The 17,372-nt window shown below is 65.9% G+C and carries 15 protein-coding genes and 1 pseudogene; 6 read left to right on the forward strand and 10 right to left on the reverse strand.

The window, feature by feature from the left end:
* Window positions 1-37: 37 nt before the first annotated feature.
* Window positions 38-742, reverse strand: a complete 705-nt coding sequence (locus HF886_RS09000) for a universal stress protein (RefSeq protein ID WP_169621938.1) — start codon at window positions 740-742, stop codon at window positions 38-40.
* Between the two features lie 153 nt (window positions 743-895).
* Window positions 896-2,200, reverse strand: coding sequence for a Na+/H+ antiporter NhaA (gene nhaA / locus HF886_RS09005; protein WP_169652123.1), 1,305 nt, complete (start codon window positions 2,198-2,200; stop codon window positions 896-898).
* A 322-nt stretch (window positions 2,201-2,522) separates the two neighbouring features.
* On the opposite strand from nhaA, the gene HF886_RS09010 reads away from it, so the two are divergent.
* Window positions 2,523-2,999: a polyketide cyclase gene (locus HF886_RS09010; RefSeq protein ID WP_169621936.1), complete on the forward strand. Its 477-nt coding sequence runs from the start codon at window positions 2,523-2,525 to the stop codon at window positions 2,997-2,999.
* On the opposite strand, the gene rph is transcribed toward HF886_RS09010, so the two are convergent.
* Window positions 3,000-5,639, reverse strand: coding sequence for a rifamycin-inactivating phosphotransferase (gene rph / locus HF886_RS09015; protein ID WP_169652124.1), 2,640 nt, complete (start codon window positions 5,637-5,639; stop codon window positions 3,000-3,002).
* A 283-nt stretch (window positions 5,640-5,922) separates the two neighbouring features.
* Between rph and HF886_RS09020 the strand changes: the two genes are divergently transcribed.
* On the forward strand, window positions 5,923-6,411 hold the full coding sequence (locus HF886_RS09020; protein ID WP_169621934.1) for a hypothetical protein: 489 nt from the start codon (window positions 5,923-5,925) through the stop codon (window positions 6,409-6,411).
* 28 nt (window positions 6,412-6,439) lie between these two features.
* Here the strand turns inward: HF886_RS09020 and HF886_RS09025 are convergent, their stop codons facing one another.
* Entirely contained in the window at window positions 6,440-7,927 is a 1,488-nt protein-coding gene (locus HF886_RS09025; RefSeq protein WP_346765330.1) for an NAD(P)/FAD-dependent oxidoreductase, read from the reverse strand.
* A 252-nt stretch (window positions 7,928-8,179) separates the two neighbouring features.
* Between HF886_RS09025 and HF886_RS09030 the strand changes: the two genes are divergently transcribed.
* Window positions 8,180-9,646, forward strand: a complete 1,467-nt coding sequence (locus HF886_RS09030; RefSeq protein ID WP_169652126.1) for an ornithine decarboxylase — start codon at window positions 8,180-8,182, stop codon at window positions 9,644-9,646.
* 61 nt (window positions 9,647-9,707) lie between these two features.
* Here HF886_RS09030 and HF886_RS09035 read toward each other — a convergent pair whose 3' ends face one another.
* From HF886_RS09035 to HF886_RS09050, 4 genes are all read right to left on the reverse strand, one after another.
* Window positions 9,708-10,013: a hypothetical protein gene (locus HF886_RS09035; protein WP_169621920.1), complete on the reverse strand. Its 306-nt coding sequence runs from the start codon at window positions 10,011-10,013 to the stop codon at window positions 9,708-9,710.
* A 163-nt stretch (window positions 10,014-10,176) separates the two neighbouring features.
* A complete protein-coding gene (locus HF886_RS09040) occupies window positions 10,177-10,902 on the reverse strand; it encodes a GAF and ANTAR domain-containing protein (RefSeq protein ID WP_169652127.1) in 726 nt (241 codons plus the stop codon).
* A gap of 68 nt (window positions 10,903-10,970) precedes the next feature.
* On the reverse strand, window positions 10,971-11,744 hold the full coding sequence (locus HF886_RS09045; protein ID WP_346765331.1) for a GAF and ANTAR domain-containing protein: 774 nt from the start codon (window positions 11,742-11,744) through the stop codon (window positions 10,971-10,973).
* 111 nt (window positions 11,745-11,855) lie between these two features.
* Entirely contained in the window at window positions 11,856-12,569 is a 714-nt protein-coding gene (locus HF886_RS09050; RefSeq protein ID WP_169652128.1) for a GAF and ANTAR domain-containing protein, read from the reverse strand.
* A 474-nt stretch (window positions 12,570-13,043) separates the two neighbouring features.
* On the opposite strand from HF886_RS09050, the pseudogene HF886_RS21060 reads away from it, so the two are divergent.
* A pseudogene (locus HF886_RS21060) lies at window positions 13,044-13,502 on the forward strand (Mur ligase family protein); the annotation flags it as partial.
* Window positions 13,503-13,578: 76 nt separating this feature from the next.
* Complete coding sequence (locus HF886_RS21065; protein ID WP_346765332.1) at window positions 13,579-13,842, forward strand: cyanophycin synthetase; 264 nt, start codon at window positions 13,579-13,581, stop codon at window positions 13,840-13,842.
* Window positions 13,843-13,867: 25 nt separating this feature from the next.
* On the opposite strand, the gene HF886_RS09060 is transcribed toward HF886_RS21065, so the two are convergent.
* Together HF886_RS09060 and HF886_RS09065 are read right to left on the reverse strand one after the other, a co-directional pair.
* Window positions 13,868-15,517: a DHA2 family efflux MFS transporter permease subunit gene (locus tag HF886_RS09060; RefSeq protein WP_169621917.1), complete on the reverse strand. Its 1,650-nt coding sequence runs from the start codon at window positions 15,515-15,517 to the stop codon at window positions 13,868-13,870.
* Between the two features lie 64 nt (window positions 15,518-15,581).
* Window positions 15,582-16,601, reverse strand: coding sequence for a zinc-dependent alcohol dehydrogenase family protein (locus HF886_RS09065; protein WP_169621916.1), 1,020 nt, complete (start codon window positions 16,599-16,601; stop codon window positions 15,582-15,584).
* Window positions 16,602-16,918: 317 nt separating this feature from the next.
* Here HF886_RS09065 and HF886_RS09070 point away from each other — a divergent pair, with 317 nt between their 5' ends.
* A complete protein-coding gene (locus HF886_RS09070) occupies window positions 16,919-17,332 on the forward strand; it encodes a cupin domain-containing protein (protein ID WP_169652129.1) in 414 nt (137 codons plus the stop codon).
* Window positions 17,333-17,372 lie beyond the last annotated feature (40 nt).

A 17,372-nucleotide genomic window follows, 5' to 3' on the forward strand; every position in this document is an offset into this window, starting at 1 on the left:
GACCGTCGTCGCGGTGCGTGCGGGAAACATGGGATCGCTAACGGTTTCCGGTTTCTCTCGGCGAGTCGAGTGGGCTCACCCGAACGGCCACAGTGGGTTCTGCGGAATCCTGCCCTTCCGACGGAACCGTCGGATCCACCACGAGAACAGGGACCGGACAGTGCGCCGTGAGATACTCCGCCACGCTGCCGAGCATCCGGGTCGACATCCCGCGGCCCCGCTTCCCGACGACCAGCACGTCTGCACGGTGGTTCTCGGCGTACCAGCGCAGGCACTCTCCGGGCGGACCTGCAAGAACCGCGTAACCCACCGGAACGGTCCCGGCGCCGGAGGCTGCCGCGGTCAGACGCTGCTTCGCCCGGTCCACCATCGTCGAGTCGGGGTCGTTGGCGTCGTCGTAGGACACGACCGCGACCAGCTCGAGAACTCCGCCGCCGCTCCCGAACAAGCGCAGCGCCGAGTGCAGCGCGTGCTCGGCCTCGACGGACGCGTCGTACCCGACCATCACGCGGAGTCCGGACGCCTTCGCGGCGTCGGCGCCCCAGCTGTCGACGGACGTCACGTCGACGGAGCGGGGATTGCGTTCGACTCGCTCGTACGCAATGGGGACGAACAACGGCCCGAGGATCACCGCGATGAGTGTCCATCGACCGTCGTGTCCGCGGCGCGCCATCCATAGACCCGTCAGCAATCCGACGCACACCCACACGACGACGAAGACGGCAAATACGGTCCAGTTCACGATCTTCTCCTCGTACACGATGCAGCATCACGGTGTGTCCGCGTGCGGACCTCGGGGACAGTGCGCACCTCGGGGACAGTGCGGAAGTCGGGGACTGTGTCCCGCGCCGAGCTCGGCCGAACTCTGCCTCCCGGCGCCGCGCCGAGCCCGATCTCAGGCATGACGCTCACCCTTCTGGTAGACGTCGGGGATCCCGTCTCCGTCGTCGTCGACCGTCTCCAGTGCGGCGATCCTCCGGTAGGTGCGGTTGCGGACGACAAGCACCGACGAAGCGCACAAGGCACTGAGCAGCGAGCCGCACAGGACGGCGACCTTGATGTGGTCGGCGGCAGGAGTCCCCGCGCCGTACGCGAGATCCCCGATCAGCAACGACACCGTGAATCCGATACCACCGAGCAGCGCGACACCGAACACATCGACCCAGCTCAGTTCGTCGTCCAGGTGCGCGCGGGTGAAGCGCGCCACCAGGTAGCTGACACCGAAGATTCCGACGACCTTACCGATGACCAAGCCCGCAATCACGCCGATGGAGATGGGATCGGTGAGGGCATCGGCCAACCCCGTGAGGCCGCCGACCGTCACGCCGGCGGCGAAGAACGCGAACACCGGTACCGCGACTCCGGCGGACAGCGGGCGAATCCGGTGTTCGATGTGCTCGGCCACCGGAATCTTCTTACCGTCGACCATCCGTGACACCGGAACCACGAACCCGAGCAGGACGCCGGCAATCGTGGCGTGCACCCCGGATTCGTGGACGAGCCACCAGGTGACAGCAGCCAAGGGCACCAGCACCCACCATGCGTTCACCCCGCGCTGCAGGGCGAACCCGAACGCCAGCAGGGGAAGCAACGCAGCGCCGAGAAAGAGCAGCTTTACATCGTCGGTATAGAACACGGCGATCACCGTCACCGCCAGGAGGTCGTCCACCACGGCCAGCGTGAGCAGAAACGTCCGCAGCGCCGACGGCAGGTGTGCGCCGATCACAGCGAGGATGGCCACCGCGAACGCGATGTCGGTCGCGGTGGGGACCGCCCAGCCGTTGAGCGCCTCCGCACCGCCGCGCGCGTTGATCGCAACGAAGATCAGCGCGGGGACCACCATGCCGCCGAGCGCGGCGGTGACAGGCATCGCGGCGCGGCGCAGATCCCGCAGACTGCCTTCGACGAATTCGCGCTTCAGTTCCACACCGACGACGAAGAAGAAAACCGCGAGCAGCCCGTCCGCCGCCCACGTGCCCAACGACAAATCCATGTGGAGGGCCGACGGACCGACGGTGGTCTCGCGCAAGGCGTGGTAGGAGTCGGACCACGCGGTGTTCGCCCAGACGAGCGCGGCGACCGCCCCGACGAGCAGCAGGATGCCGCCCACCGTTTCTTTGCGCAGAATGTCCGCCACACGCCGGGATTCCTCCCAGGAACCACGGGACAGGAACGGAAGGCCGGAGAAGATGCTCGACATCACACGTCCTCGGAAGACAGCGCGGCCGACTGTCGGGCGGGGCAGCATCGGCCGGGCCGAGAATTCACGACGGGAGTCAACGCGCCGGGCATCCCGGCAGGCGGGGTTGGAGATACAACACGACGGTACACACAGTCCTCCGGCTCGAGAGTGAGATCATCACCTTGCCGACCAGACTTCCCGGCGCACCGGAAAGGACAGTACCGCACTCGTACGGTGTGGACGGTCGTCGCCCTCCTGCGCCTCGCACATGCTGGAGCAGGCCGTCGCGAGCAACCGGCGCTCCCGTGCGGTGATCCCGTATCTCTGGCACCATCATGGCGTGACGACCGATCGGATCGAAGTACAGCGGACCGTCAAGTCCGATCCCGCAGCGATTTTCGCGGTGCTGTGCGACCCCCAGGGGCACGTTGCCATCGACGGTTCCGGCATGTTGATGGACGCGGAGGGCCCGGTGGTGACCGCGGCCGGCGATAAATTCGTCGTTCACATGGACCGGGAGGCCCTCGGTGACATTCCGATGGGTGAATACGATGTCACGGTCACGATCAGAGACTTCGTCCCGGAACGAGAGATCTCCTGGACCATCCTGGGAAGAGTGCGACCCCAGATCGGGCACATCTACGGCTACCGGATCGAACCCGTCGACGACGGTTCTCTCGTGACGTCGTACTACGACTGGTCCGAGATCCACCCGACGTGGCGCGAGGCGGGCATCTTTCCGGTGATCTCCGAGGCGACTCTCAAATCGTCGCTCGGTATCCTCGCGCGCACCGTGCGCCGGGGTTATCCGCACTGATCACGGACCCGGGGGTGCGTCACGTCCCGTGCCTGCCTCGGGCATGATCTCGACGTAGCCGTCCGTCCCGTTCACGCGAATGAGCGAGCCGTCCCGGATCGTCCCGGTGGCGTGCTGCACGCCCACCACGGCCGGCACGCCGTACTCCCGTGCCACCACCGCGCCGTGGGTCATCAGTCCGCCCACCTCGGTGACCAACCCGCCGATCGAGACGAACAATGGGGTCCAACTCGGATCGGTATACGCGGTGACCAGGATGTCGCCCGGCTCGAGGTCCGCCTTCGCCATGTCGTCGACCACCCGGGCTCTCCCCTCGACCACCCCGGCGGAGACCGGCATGCCGGTCAGTGCGCCGTCGGGGACGTCCTCACGCCGGTACTCCCCCACGATGACCTCCCCGTCGGACGTGAAGACCCGAGGGGGCGTGAGAGACGTGTACGTGCGGAACAAGTCTTTCCGCTCCCGCACAAGGGCATCGCACTCTCGATGCGTGCGCACGATGTCGCGCAGTTCCTCGAACCTCAGGTAGAAGATGTCGTCCCGGTGGCGGAGTACACCTGCGTGCACGAGGCGCTCGGCTTCGGCGGACAGTGCTCGTTTGTACACGAAATAACGGCTGACCATGGCGTACTTCGGGTACTCCCGGTACCCCGAGAAAGTCCGGAGACGGTCGATCATCCGTTCGGTCTCGTCGGCTTTCCGATTCCCGTCCGGCAGCGTCCGTAGGCGTCCGAGCAACTCGCGTGTCTTTTCTTCCGCCTCACGCCGGCCGTGTTCGAAACGCCGCCTCGCAGCGCCGGGAGCAAAGTTCTCGACGTTGCCGACGATCACCGGCACCAGAGCCGTCGGCCGTTCGCTCCAGCGTGGCCTCGTGATGTCGATCTCGCCGGCACAGCGCATCCCGTACTCGGCGAGATACTCGTCGATCGCGGCTTCGGCCTGCCGACCGCCGGGGATCTCACCCAGTTCCCGCCGGAAACGTTCGTCGTCGCCACCCGATCGCGCCACATGCCGAAGGAACTCCACCACCTCCGGGTACGGCCGGATCGCGTCCGCGACGTCGAGGAGCGCCAAACCCATCTCGGAGGTGACGTTGTGGGGAACGGATTGCGCGAGCGTGTCGGCAACGTTCCTCTTACCGAGCCACTCGTCGAGATGGGCGTCGAGCCACCGCGCCGATTCCGTCGCGGAGGTGATCACCCGAAGACTTCGCGGATCGAACAACAGCCGTCTCAGCTCCTGGATGTCGCATTCTATGAAATCGAGCAACGCCGTCCCGGATCTGCCACGGATCTCGCGCTGCAACGCGTCCAGAGAGGCCTCCGCGTGCGCGATCAACTCGGTGACGACCTCCGGGTCCGCGTCGAGCAGGTCGGGTGCGTCCGGCACGGGACCGCCCGGCTGCTCGTCGGTGCCCGATCCAACGAGATCCGCGCGGGCGAGAACGGTGTGCAAGGCATCCCCGATGAGTGGATCGGATCTTCCGAGGCCTTCCACCAGGGCGGCACGGGTCGCCGGTGCGGACAGCGCAGCGGTGACATCGACGAACAACCGTCCTCCCGCATCACGCATGGGTGCCGGACTCGTCAACTGCCACACGGAGATTCCCAACGGCTTCATGGCGTCGGTCATCATCTGCTGATGTCCGACCGACACGTAGACGTGTTTTTCTCCGTCCCGTACTGCGGGGAGCGGGAACAGGGTGGTGACGGGCCGACTCTGGACGACGCGGAAGTCGTCGCCCACCAGACACCATTCGATGTCCTGGGGGCAGCCGAAATGAGCCTCGATGTCCCGCCCCAGACGCGCGAGACGAAGGATCTGCGCGTCGGACAGGACGGGGATGTTCCGCCGCTCCGGTTCGACTTCCCGGACGCGCGTTCCCCCGGTGGGCGCAGCCCACAGAGCGTGCCGTTTCCGGGCAACCGCCCTGGTGACGACATCGCCTGCGCGCACGCTGTAGACGTCCGGGTTCACCGAGCCCGACACGAGCGCCTCACCGAGCCCGAAGACTGCTTCCACGGAAACGACCGTGCGATCGGAGGTAACCGGGTCGGCGGTGAACATAACCCCCGCCGCGTCCGGGAACACCATCTTCTGCACGACCACAGCCATACGGACCTGCCGGTGGTCGAATCCGTTCCGCATACGATAGGTGACGGCCCGCTCGGTGAACAGCGACGCCCAGCATCGCGTTACGCACCGAAGGATCTGGTCACGGCCCGAGACGTTGAGGTACGAATCCTGCTGTCCGGCGAAAGACGCCGTGGGCAAGTCCTCGGCGGTGGCACTGGACCGGACCGCGAAGGCGGCATCTCCACCGAACCCGCCGAGCGCCGCGAGGACCGCGCCCGCGACATCGTCCGGAACGCCGTGATCTTCGATGGAGTCGCGGAGCGTCCCGCTCGCCACACGGATCCCGTCGCGGTCGTCCGGGTCGAGTAGCGACAGTCGATCGAGCAGGTCACCGAATGACGGAACGGCGTCCATGGCACGCGTGAATGCATCCGCTGTGACGCAGAAGCCGTCCGGCACACGCGTCCCTGCGACCCTCGTGAGTTCTCCTAGATTCGCCCCTTTTCCTCCTGCCGGCGCCCCCTGTTCCCGCCCGACCTCATCTAGACCCAGTACGTAGTTCATGCCCGCTCCTCTCGCTGCGCGCCCGAGCACTCTGCGAGCGAGTATGGGCCGAAAACCCGGGTCTCATGAGGTCGCCCGATGCGGTATAACGTGAAAGGGGGATAGCGAGACGTGTATACCCCGTCCTAGCGGGCCTGGGGTTCCGGAGCGTCCGCTGAACGCACACGGCGCCAACGTATTCGAGGTTTTCGGGCGCCGGAAACGTATCGCGATGCCAGGATTCTCTCACCACCCGGCCATTTCGTGCGTGCCTGTCGCGCCACCGAACCGTCCGAGGAGAGATATGCACCGGAAACTGTCCCGCCTGATCGTCACCCCGCTCGTCACCGTCGCGGCCGCATCACTGAGCGTGGGTGCGGCGCACGCGGTCCCGTGGAACTCCGTCGACTTGTTCCCGCCGAAGGATCCCGTCGAGACACCGTTCTGCAGCATCGATTACGTCGACCCCAACGACTTCGGTCGATTCGACAGCAGTGACGTCACCGTGGCCTCGCCCGCACCCGGGCAAGTGATCTTCACGTTCCACACCCATTCGCAGTCTGCAGCGCCGTACACCCAGAGGGCGCATGTGGTCTGGGCAAACCTCGACACGGGTTTCAACGGCGTCGGCGAGGCAACGGCGCGTATCGACGCTGGTGACACGATCATCGAGTTGCCTGTCCAGAACACGGAACCGGGCCGGATCACGGCCGTCACCGGTGTCACCAACACCGCAGACAACGGGCAGAACGTTACGTACTACGACTGCTCCACCGAATACACCGTGCCCTGACGAAGCACGCCGCCGTCCTGCCCCCTGGTCAGGACGGCGGCGCCGTGACTACGTCCGCACGAGAAGCCGACGCCACGTCGAACGCGGTGTCGTCGAATGCCGCAAGCTCCTTCAGCATCCGCCGGGTCGACCACGGCCAGTTGAAACTGTTACGGCCGTTGGCGTCGAAGAAGTAACTCTGGCAGCCTCCGGCGTTGTACACCGTGCCGGCGAGTGCCTTCTGTACGCGCGTGTTGAAGGAGTCCTGCGCGGCGCGGCGGGGCTCGACGCGGGTCCATCCCTCCTGCCGTGCACGGGTCAGCACCTGGAGGACGTAACCGAGTTGCGCTTCGAGAATCGTGAATGCCGAGGTGTGGCCGGTGCCGAGCGACGGGCCGAGCAGAACGAATGCGTTCGGGAACCCTGCGACCGTGGTTCCGAGATATGCTTGCGGACTGCCCTTCCAGTGGTCGTCGAGGCTACGGCCCTGCGCGTCGAAGATTCGGCTCGCGACCGGCATGTCGAGAATGTGGAAGCCGGTGCCGAAGATGATCGCGTCCACGGCGGTTTCGCTTCCGTCCGCCGCGACCACGACGTTCCCGCGCACGGACGCGACGGCCGTCGGATGAACCTCGACGCCGGGTCGGGCCAGGGACCGGTAGTACTTGTTGGAGAACAGAAGTCGTTTACAACCCAGCGTGTACCGAGGCGTCAGCGTCTCGCGGAGTCGGGGTTCGCTCACCTGAAGTCGGAGCCATATCTTGCCGAGTTGCTGAATCACCTTCATGATCCACGGGTTTCGGAAGCCGAGTCCGAGCGCCTCCATGATGCCGTACTCGACGCGCCGGAGAGCGTCGTGCGCGCCCGGCACACGCCGGAGTACGGTGCGCTCGAAGGCGCGCAGGGCGTAGTCCGGCTTGGGCAGCACCCACTGGGCCGTGCGCTGATACACGTGCAGGGCTTCGACCTTCGGCTGGATCTCGGGGATGAACTGCACCGCGGACGCACCCGTGCCGACCACCGCCACGCGCTTTCCGGTCATGTCGTACCGGTGGTTCCACCGCGAGGAATGGAACACTTCGCCCGGGAACGTGTCGAGTCCGGGGACGTCGGGGACGAGGGGTTCGTTCCAGGGACCTGCTGCCGCGATGAGCGCGCCGGCCGTGATCACGCCGGCGGAGGTCTCGATGATCCATCGGTGGGTCTGTTCGTCCCACTGGGCGCGACGCATCTCGGTACCGAAACGCACGCGGGGAAAGATGCGGTGTTCCCCGGCCACTCGCTCGACGTAATGCCGAATCTCGGCCTGCCCGGCGAAGAGGCGGGACCACTCCCGGTTGGGTGCAAACGAGTACGAGTACAGAGCAGAGGGGACGTCGCAGGCACATCCCGGATAGGTATTGTCACGCCACGTACCCGCGACAGCGTCTCCTTTTTCGAGAAGAACGAAGTCGTCGATCCCCTGCCGGCTCAACCGGACCGCCGCGCCGATACCGGAGATTCCGGCGCCCACGATCACCACCTCGTAATGCTTCACTGCCGAGCCTCCATATGCAGTTCCCCCGATGACAGGACCGAGTCGCCGTCCACGTGCACCCGTAGGTGCGAGCGGTGCCGGAAACCGATCCATCGACGAATTGTGTGTAACTCGCCGTCATACCAAGAAGTTACCAGGCCATGCAGTCTCCGACCACCGCGTCGACCACTCGCTCGGCATATGTTCTGCGGGCCCTCCGGATCCGAACAGCGTCAGCCGATTGCCGGAGGGATAACCGGGTATCTCGACGTCATGGACCAGTCGGAGACACCGCTGCTGACGGGGTTGGCGCAATACCACGAACTTGGTCGCTACGGATTCTCCCCGCCGGCGCACCGCGAGGGCCGCGGGGTCGATTCACGCGTCGTAGAGGTGCTCGGCATCGATCCGTTCCGGGCCGACGTACTCGCTTCCGGCGGTCTCGACGACCGAACCTCCAGCAACGGGTACCTGTCCCGGGCCGAGCAACTCATGGCCGAAGCAGTCGGCGCCGAACAGGCCTTCTTCTCGACCTGCGGCAGTTCGCTCTCGGTCAAGGCCGCGATGATGGCCGTGGCGGGAAACGATCCCGGCGGCTTGTTGCTCGGGCGCGATTCCCACAAATCGGTCGTTGCGGGATTGATCTTCAGCGGCGTCGTTCCCCGGTGGATCACCCCGCAGTGGGACGAGGATATGCACTTCTCCCATCCGCCTTCACCCGAACAGGTGCGGCAGACATGGGAGGAATACCCGGATGCCGCCGGAGCCCTGATCGTCAGCCCCAGCCCGTACGGCACATGCGCGGACATCGAGGGCATCGCCGCGGTATGCCACGAACGAGGCAAACCGCTGATCGTCGACGAGGCGTGGGGCGCGCACCTGCCCTTCGACGACGACTTGCCGACGTGGGCCATGGATGCCGGGGCGGACGTGTGCGTGGTGAGCGTCCACAAGACGGGTTCGGGCTTCGAGCAGGGTTCGGTGTACCACGTGCAGGGAGACCTGGTCGACGGCGCACACCTGTCCGCCTGCGCGGATCTGCTCATGACCACGAGCCCCAATGTGATGATCTACGCCGCGATGGACGGCTGGCGACGGCAGATGGTCGAGCACGGCACCGAATTACTCGGGAGCGCACTCGACCTCGCCCGTCGCACGAGGGACCGGATCGCCGCACTCGACGGACTCGATGTCCTCGAAGGCCGCTTGCTCGGTGACCAGGCCTCACACGACCTGGACCGGCTCCAGATTCTCGTCGACGTCGACGCGCTCGGCGCCTCGGGCTATCAATGTGCCGACTGGCTCCGCGAACATTGCCGGATAGACATGGGATTGACCGATCACCGCCGGATCCTCGCAACGATCTCGATTGCCGACGACGAGGACACCACGGACCGTCTGGTCCGTTCCCTCGAGTTGCTGGTGCAGGCAGCCGAATCGTTCGATCCCCCGCCGAAAATGTACCTGCCGGGACCCGACGAGATCCAGCTCGAGTCGGTGATGTCGCCGCGAGATGCATTCTTCGGCCGTGCGGAAATGATCGCGGCAGACAAGGCCGCCGGCCGTATCGCAGCCGAGCAGATCACCCCGTATCCCCCGGGCATCCCCGCGGTGGTGCCCGGCGAGCGGCTCGATCGGGCGGTTCTCGACTACCTGCGCAGCGGACCGGGCGCGGGGATGACTCTCCCCGACGCAACCGACGCGACACTAGAAAAGCTACGTGTGGTCGTCGAGGACTGACGTCGGTCCGGAACAGACGGAACCCACCTGCCCTCCGCCGAGGTCGAGCGCGGCGGTCGCCTCAGGCCGGCTGGACGGCCGCAGTCAGGAACAGGGACGCGAGCATCGCAGGCGCCCGATGCACGCTGACGCAGGGGATTCCTGCCGCGCGGACGTCGTAGATCACCTTCGCCTCCGTCGGAGAACACATACCGTCGAGGACCTCCTCGGTGGCCACTGCGCCCCAGACATCTCCGGCCGCGGGAATGTCTCGCGTCGTCAGCCACCCGTGTTCGTCCGCCCAACTCTGCACCGCGTCCCAGTGAGCGCGGGCGGCAGCATCGCACGGCGTGCCCACCAACACCACATATCTCTGCGGAGACGTCATTGTCACCCTCACCTTCTCGTAGCGGCCGGCTGTGTCCGGCGCCGTGTAGCAACGCCGGACACCCTCCCCGGGTATCAGTACAGATACCGCGGCGTGTCCCCGGGTAAACCTGAGGGTGAGGTGGTGCTGCCCACGATCCGGGTGGAACGCCGCCGCGACGCGGTCACGCCGTGGCGGGCCCCGAGTCGACGAGTCGGGTCGCAAGCTCGGAAAGAGGAGTGTTGGTGTCCTGCGACAACCGCCGCAGCATGTCGAAGGCACGCAGCGCGTCGATACCGTAGCGCTCCATGATGATGCCCTTGGCCTGGCCGATGACATCCCTGGTTGCGAGAGCCGAGGTGAGTTGTTCCTGAACACGGGCAGCCGTGATCGCCGTGGCAGCTTGTGCGGCCAGGGCATCGACGAGGGCCTCGTCCCCGGCATCGAACGCATCCGCGACGCGGGAATGGAGATTCAAGGTCCCGACCTCGTCGCGGTGGGTGTACAAGCGCACCGAGAGGCAGCTGAGGACTCCCGCGTCGACCGCGGCCGACGCGTACGCCGGCCATCGCGTCTCGGTACGCAAGTCCGCGCACCGGACGATGGGGTCGGACCTGGCAGCGTCGAGGCACGGGCCTTCGCCCAGTTTGATCTGCATTGCCTCGAGCTGCGCGGCCAGAGGCGAGGTGGCAGCGGTGGATCGAAATTGTTCCCGATCGACCGAGAGGAGAATGCCGATACCGTCGGCCGCACCGATCAGTTCTGCCGCCGACGCAGCGATCCGATACAACGTGCTGTCGAGATCCTCGGGAACGAAGAACTCACGCGCCAGCACTCCGATCCGTCGGCTGATCTCCGCCGAGGTCGGAAAACCGGCCGGAGCGCCTTCGCCCCGTTCCCACCCGTCCATACTCGATAGTTCCACGGTGTAGCGCAGGGAGCAGCAAGCAGCAAGCAGATAATTCTACCGAATTCGCGTTACGAAGGTTCGGTGCGCTCTTCGGCGATCCACCGGGAAAGGATGACGAGCGGAATCCCGGTGTCCTGCGAAAGCTTGATGAGCATGCCGAACGCACGGTCGGCGGGGATGCCGAATCGCTCCATCATCATGCCTTTGGCCTGGCCGATGACGTCACGGTTCAGCACTGCGGAATGCAGCTTCAGTTCGTCCCGTCCCGCGGCGATGGCGATGGCCGCATGCGCCGCGAACGCCTCCCCGACCGCAATCGATTCGCCGCCGAATACGTTCGGTGACGTGGCGAACAAATTCAACGCCCCCGCGGTGCTCGCCGAGGTGTACAGCTGGAACGACAGAATGCTGCGCACCCCCGCGTCGAGCGCTTCCGGGGTGAATCGAGGCCATCGGGTCTCCGACACGAGATCATCGCTGAGGGTGGTGAAGGCACCCATCGCGGCATCGACACACGGTCCTTCCCCGAGCCGCTCCTGCGCACGATCGAGTTCGACGGGCAACAGCGACGTCGGGGCATGGGATTCGAACGTGTTCTTCCCGCTGATGAGCAGGATGTCTGCGCTCTCGACGCCGGGAATCAAGTCGACGGCAGAGTCGGTGACCGTGCGCAGTACACCCTCGAGGTCGCGCTGCCCGGACAGAGATCGCGCCAGTGCTGCCAGCGAATCCACCAGTTTGTTGTCGATCGGCTCTGCCATGAGAGCGCCCTCTTCCGCATCGACCACGATGTCGCTGACGAGGCGAAAAAGTGCCCGGGCCAAGTTGCCCGTGACCTCCACGCTACCCCTGATTCGTGCCCAGGGACCTGTAGCACTGCGCGTGCTCCGGAACCCGGAGCGGACCTGTCTTGTCCGATGCGAGCGCAGCCCCACGTGGTTCCGGGAGCTCGGTCAGGCGGAGGGGTCGCCGCCGAGTTGGGCGGGACCCGCCTCGACAATTCTGGACGCGACCTCGGCGAGCGCGATATTGCTGTCCTGGGACAGCTTGCGCAGCAGTTCGAAAGCGCGTACGGAATCGACGCCGAACCGCTCCATGATCATGCCTTTGGCCTGACCGATGATGTCGCGGCTCGCCAGTGCCGACGAGAAGTTCTGGTGGTCACGTGCGGCACTCAACGCCATTGCTGCCTGTGCGGCCAGCACCTCGGTGATCGCCTCCGCGTCCGTGTCGAAAGCATTCGGCTTGAACGAGAACAGATTCAGCGCACCCATCGAGTCCTTCTCGACGTAGAGCTGGAACGACAAAGTGCTGAGCACTCCTGCCTGGACCGCTTCCCGGGAGAAACGCGGCCACCGTGTCTCGGTCCGAAGATCATCCGTCCTTACGATGAGATTCTTGTACGCAGCATCGAGGCATGGCCCCTCGCCGAGCTTCTCCTGCACGGCATCGAGTTCTTCCGGCAAAGTCGAGGTAGCGGCGTACGATTCGACCTTCCTCCTGCCGGTCACCACGAGGACGTCGGCGCAGTCGGCGTCCGGCACCAGTTCGACCGCAGCGGTGGTGACACCGCGCAACGTATCCGCGAGACTGCTGGGACGGTAGAACTCGCGTGCCAGCTTCGCCATCTGGCGACCGAGGTCCTGTGGTTCCGCCGACGCATTCATGAGCAGGTCCTTTCTTCGGCTGGAAAAGGCACACCGTACGCCGACCGTGCGGGAGGTTGCCTACACATGCCGCCAGCCGCCTGCCACCGAGGTGATGTGTCCGCCTCGCGTCGTCCGACGGCACGGACGTCGACCACTGTGTCGATCCCGCGCCGGCCCCTTACCTTCGACCGTTGCCTTCATGAGCAGGACCTTCCATCGCGAATCAGGGGTTCCCGGGTCGGTCCCGAAGGAAACGTCCCAGTGCCGATCACGCTGTGGGAGACGACGGTGTGCATTCCGAGCGGTCCCCTTACCGCGGACGACGGGACCGGCCTCGGTGGAGGTCAGACGGTCAGCAGCACCCTGATCGCGCGGCGTTCGTCCATCGCTCGGTAGCCCTCCGCTGCCTCTACGCCGCCGGGCCCGGAAACAGTTTTCGCGGCCACGTACCTCCTCGACGCCGCTCTCGGGACGCTCGGCGTCGTCACCGGCATGATCAGTGGAGTCACCGTGCGCGGTCCCGGCGGCGCCCGTCCAGCCACGCGAACGACCCCCGAAGCGGCGGTGCTCCAGCGCATCCTCGCCGAGTTCCGGGAGCAGGACGTGGGCGCGGTGCCGATGGAAGTGTCGTCTCACGCCATCGTCCAAGGCCTCGTGGACGGCGTGTGGTTCCGCACCGTTGCGTTCACCAACCTCGGACCCGATCATCTGGACTTCCACGGAACGATGGACCGCTACTTCGCCGCCAAAGCCGCCGTGTTCACCCCGGACCGCGCAAAGGCCGCCGTCGTCAATCGCGACGACGAATACGCGAGGCGATTGGCGGCGACCGCGAGGATACCGGTGTGGACCCACTCGACGAACGACACGCATGCGGATCTGTACGCCGACGAAATACGTTGCGGTGCCGACGGAACCGACTTTTCTCTGCACACACCCGACGGGTATGCCCGAGTCCGCCTTTCCCTTCTCGGACCGCACCAGGTGGGTAACGCGTTGACCGCTCTCACGTCGCTCGCCGCCACCGGTGCCGACGTACTGGGTGCGGCGGCGGGCCTCGAGACTCTGCACGGCGTCCCCGGGCCGCCTCGACGCCGGCCAGGATTTCCTCGCCCTCGTGGACTACATGCACAACACGTCGGGCCAGAAAGAGTTGTTGCCGTTTCTGCGCTCGCTGACGGCCGGCGGGCTGTTCATCCTCGTGATCGGCGCGACCGGCGACCGGGATCCGAGCAAACGGTTCCCGCTCGGGCACACTGCCGCCGCGTACGCAGACGTCGTCGTCACCTGATCCGGTGACGAGCAAGCGCCGACTGCTATCCGGCGTCCGGTACCGGCACTCCAGCCTGCCTGCGCGGTTGTAACTGGGTGGCGCTCGCCAGTCCGATGACGAGGAATCCCGCCGCGAAGAACAACGACCACCTGGTGGCGTCCGCGAAACCTTCCGACAGGGCCTCGGCGGTCTCGGGACCGGCCGGACCGAGACGGCCGTCGTCGCCCTGATCGCGGATGATCGGAATGGTGCTGCCTGCCGAGTCCCGGGTGCTGTCGACCAAGCCGGACTGCACCTGCGCCGGTAGAGGACTCGATTCGAGGCGGTCGGTGAGGCTGTGCGCCAAGCCGAGCGAGAGCACGGTCCCGAGGATGGCCGTGCCCAGGGCTGCGCCGAGCTGCCGGGAGGTGCTCTGAATGGCAGACCCCTCCCCCGACTCCGCTGTCGGGATATCGACCAGCACGGTTCCGGTGAGCTGGGCGGACGCGAGGCCCAAGCCCATGCCGTAGATCGCGAGCAGCAGCGCGAGCAGGACGGAGCTCGCCGACGGGCGGAGGTACAGCGCGAAGGCGAGCACCCCGATCACTTCCAGCGTCAGACCCAGCATGACGGTACGGGGAGCTCCGAGTTTCCCGGTGACGAAGCGCGCCGAAGCCCCGGAAGCGAACGCGCCCAGCGCCATTACTGCCAGCACATAGCCGGCGCCGAGGGTACTGAGTCCGTAGGCGTTCACGAGGAACAGCGGTAGAACCAGCAGGAGCCCGAATTCTCCGATCGCCACCGTCATCGCGGTGGTGTTTCCCCAGCTGAAGGTGCGGATCCGGAACAGGGTCAGGTCGAGGATTGCGGACCGCCGGAGGCCGGCACGATGTCGCTCCCACATCACGAACGCCCCGAGGGTGACAACTCCCACCACAGCGACAACCGGGGTCGCCGAGATCGGCGCGGTCTCCGGCCACGTCACCCCGAAGACCCTCAGATCGGCGATCGGTTTCCACCAGCCGATCTTCTGCCCCTCGATGAGGGCGAACACCAGCGCGCCGAACCCGATCGCACTCAGAATCGGCCCCAGGACATCGAGTCCGGGAACCGTGGTCTTCGACCGGGTCTCGGGCACGAACAGCACCGCTCCGATGATGACGAGGATGCCGATCGGCACATTCACGAGGAAGATCCACGGCCAGGTGAACGAGGTCGTCAGCCAACCTCCCAGCAACGGACCGACGGCTGCCATCCCCGAGATCACCGCACCCCACACGCCGAACGCGACTGCTCGGTCCCTGCCGCGGAAGGTGGCGTTGACCGTCGAAAGTGTGCAGGGAAGAACGAGGGCACCTCCGATGCCCTGAACGACGCGGGCAGAGATCAACGTGGTGGAACTGTCCGACGCCGCTGCGGCCAGGCTTCCGCAGATGAACACGAGCACCCCGATGATGAACAGCATTCGGCGACCGGCTCGGTCGCCGAGCCTTCCCGTCGTGAGCAACAATGCCGCGAACACGACCGAATAGATGCTGTTGATCCACTGCGCGTCGGTCAGATCCAGGTTCAGGTCGTCGATGATGACCGGGAGGGAGACGTTGACAATCGTGCCGTCGACGACGATCAACGACAGTCCCAGGGCCAGGACGCCGAGTCCGATCCACTTCCGGCGGCCCACGTCGACTTCAGGATCAGGGGTTTCCATCGTCATCGGAGGCTTCCTTTCCCGGCTGCGGAGTTCGTCGCCCTGGACAGCACCGCACCATCGACGGAACTCAGGGAGTGAGCATCACCTTGATCGCTCGACGTTCATCCATTGCGCGGTAGCCCTCGGCTGCCTCGTCGAGAGGCAGAGTCAGATCGAATACGGCTCCTGGGTCGATGGCGCGGTTCCAGATCAGGTCGATCAACTCCGGCAGGAAGCGCCGTACCGGGGCGGGCCCGCCGTGCAGATGCACCTCGGCGAAGAACAGTTCTCCGCCGGGCAGCGATACGTCATGGGACACACCGACATACCCGACGTGCCCACCCGGCCGTGTCGAGCGGATCGCCTGCATCATCGACTCCTGGGTGCCGACGGCCTCGATCACCGAGTGCGCTCCCAGTCCGGAAGTGAGGTCCTTGATTCTCCCGACGCCCTCGTCCCCGCGCTCCTCGACGATGTCGGTGGCTCCGAACTCGCGCGCCAGCTCTTGACGATCGGCGTGGCGGCTCATGGCGATGATCCGTTCGGCGCCGAGCTGTTTCGCTGCCATGACCCCCAGTAGCCCCACTGCACCGTCACCGACGACTGCGACGGTCTTACCGGGGCCTGCCTCCGCAGCAACCGCGGCGAACCACCCGGTTCCGAGTACATCCGACGCTGCCAGGAGCGAGGGGATGAGATCCGGGTCGGGTGGGCCGGGCGTCCGGACGAGTGTGCCGTCGGCCAACGGGACGCGCGCGTACTCGGCCTGGGTGCCTATGGCACCCATCGGTACGGCGTGCACGCACCGGGACTGATAACCGGCGCGGCAGATCTCACAGGTGTTGTCGGATGCGAAGAACGAACCGACCACGAAGTCCCCGACCGCGACGTCGGCAACCGCATCGCCTATCCGGGTGACCGTTCCGACGTACTCGTGACCCATCGGCATGTGGTCGACAGGGTCTGCGCCGCGGTAGGGCCACAGATCGGAACCACAAATGCAGGTGGCGGCCAATCGGATGACGGCGTCGGTCGGCTCGAGTATCTCCGGATCCGGACGGTCCGCGATCCGCACCTCGCCGGGCCCGTCGAGAATGACTCCACGCATGAGATCTCCTTCGTCTGCCGACACGGATTCCGGTTCACCCGTTTCGGGTTCGGGGTTCCGCTCGCGTCCGAAAGGTCAACTTCGGCGATCAACGACGCGAACGTGCACTCCGTTCGGGTGCTGCTCACGCAGCCCGCGGCGTTCCCGCTACCGATCACGGCTGCACTGCTCTCCAGGTCACAGTACGGGCAATTGCCGTTCGGAAAGTGCATCCCCGACGATGCCGCCTGATCTGATGGACAGCACGACATCGGGCGATGACGGCCGCCCTCGCCGTCCGGGACATACGTGGGAGGGCTCGGCCGAAGGAGGACGTCATGCAGATCGTGCGCAGCTCGCTCGATACCGGGATAGGCCCGGAGGACTGGTTCAGCGGTGATGTCTACATAGACCCGGTGGCGGCAGCGCCGCCGCCGTCGCGAGTGTCGGCCGCTCTCGTCCACTTCATGCCCGGCGCCCGCACGCACTGGCATCTGCATCCCCTCGGCCAGACCGTCTTCGTCACGGACGGGGTCGGGTTGTGCCAGCGCCGGGGTGGCCCGGTCGAGGTGATCCGGCCCGGGGATCGCGTGTGGTTCGAAGCCGACGAGGAGCACTGGCACGGCGCCGCGCCCACCCGCCTGATGATTCACCTCGCCATCAACGAAACGGACGACGAGCACGATACGGTCCACTGGCTCGAACCTGTCACCGACGAGGAATACAACCGGGTGCCCGAAGGCGAACTCTGAACAAGCCTCAATCCTTGACTTTGATCAAACAAGGTTTCAC

The sequence above is a fragment of the Rhodococcus sp. 105337 genome, assembly GCF_012844225.1.
In the GTDB taxonomy this organism is placed as follows: domain Bacteria; phylum Actinomycetota; class Actinomycetes; order Mycobacteriales; family Mycobacteriaceae; genus Rhodococcus.

What these genes read in the sequence shown, in the direction of transcription:
- HF886_RS09070 (WP_169652129.1), top strand. Translation starts at nt 16,919, where the DNA reads ATGCAGATCGTGCGCAGCTCGCTCGATACCGGGATAGGCCCGGAGGAC.
- rph (WP_169652124.1), bottom strand. Translation starts at nt 5,639, where the DNA reads ATGAACTACGTACTGGGTCTAGATGAGGTCGGGCGGGAACAGGGGGCG.
- nhaA (WP_169652123.1), bottom strand. Translation starts at nt 2,200, where the DNA reads ATGTCGAGCATCTTCTCCGGCCTTCCGTTCCTGTCCCGTGGTTCCTGG.
- HF886_RS09050 (WP_169652128.1), bottom strand. Translation starts at nt 12,569, where the DNA reads ATGAATGCGTCGGCGGAACCACAGGACCTCGGTCGCCAGATGGCGAAG.
- HF886_RS09065 (WP_169621916.1), bottom strand. Translation starts at nt 16,601, where the DNA reads ATGCGTGGAGTCATTCTCGACGGGCCCGGCGAGGTGCGGATCGCGGAC.
- HF886_RS09020 (WP_169621934.1), top strand. Translation starts at nt 5,923, where the DNA reads ATGCACCGGAAACTGTCCCGCCTGATCGTCACCCCGCTCGTCACCGTC.
- HF886_RS09040 (WP_169652127.1), bottom strand. Translation starts at nt 10,902, where the DNA reads ATGGACGGGTGGGAACGGGGCGAAGGCGCTCCGGCCGGTTTTCCGACC.
- HF886_RS09060 (WP_169621917.1), bottom strand. Translation starts at nt 15,517, where the DNA reads ATGACGATGGAAACCCCTGATCCTGAAGTCGACGTGGGCCGCCGGAAG.
- HF886_RS09035 (WP_169621920.1), bottom strand. Translation starts at nt 10,013, where the DNA reads ATGACGTCTCCGCAGAGATATGTGGTGTTGGTGGGCACGCCGTGCGAT.
- HF886_RS09030 (WP_169652126.1), top strand. Translation starts at nt 8,180, where the DNA reads ATGGACCAGTCGGAGACACCGCTGCTGACGGGGTTGGCGCAATACCAC.